The organism is Pseudomonas sp. HMSC065H01, from assembly GCF_001815235.1.
Taxonomy (GTDB): domain Bacteria; phylum Pseudomonadota; class Gammaproteobacteria; order Pseudomonadales; family Pseudomonadaceae; genus Pseudomonas; species Pseudomonas aeruginosa.
In genome coordinates this window covers 336-865 of record NZ_KV819891.1, presented here as the reverse complement: position 1 = coordinate 865, position 530 = coordinate 336, and the positions used below count along the sequence as shown (strand labels likewise).

1 protein-coding gene is annotated in these 530 nt (G+C 68.1%); it reads right to left on the bottom strand.

All coding sequences use genetic code 11. The annotated features are described in order from the left end of the window. On the bottom strand, positions 1–530 hold a 530-nt coding region (vgrG, locus tag HMPREF3014_RS15360), incomplete at both ends, for a type VI secretion system tip protein VgrG (protein ID WP_141765724.1).

Sequence of the window (530 nt, the reverse complement as noted above, 5' to 3'; positions counted from 1 at the left end):
ATCTCCTCGCCCTTGGGCCCGACCACCACCGCGGTCTGCGGGCCGCGCACCACCGGCACCGGGGTCGACGGCAAGGGGCGGAAAGCCTGGCCGGCGTCGATACAGTCCAGCTCGCTCTCGAACTGCGCGCCGCCCCCGCCATTACCGGTCTCGTAGAGTTCCTGGACTACCCGGTACTCGGCGCCAACCACCAGGTATTCGCGGTTCTGGTCCAGGCGCGGGTAGTTGCTCAGGTGGAACAGATGGCCCGCCCCGATACCCCTGGCGCATCCCCGCAGGCGAACTCGCTCGTACTGGGTCTGGATCGCCTCGATGCGGGTCCGTGCATAGTGTTCGCCGTCCTGGCTCTGCACATACTCGCCAGGGTAGTCGTAGAGCGGGTAGTCGGCCGCGGCATGGGCGCGCCCGACATTGGAGCGCACTTCCAGGCGGGTGCCGGGACGCTGGAAGTCGTAGTCGTTGAGGCTCAGCGAGCCGGGCTGGACCTCGCGCGCCATGTGCCAGTCGAAGAAGTGGTCGCGCTCGCGATG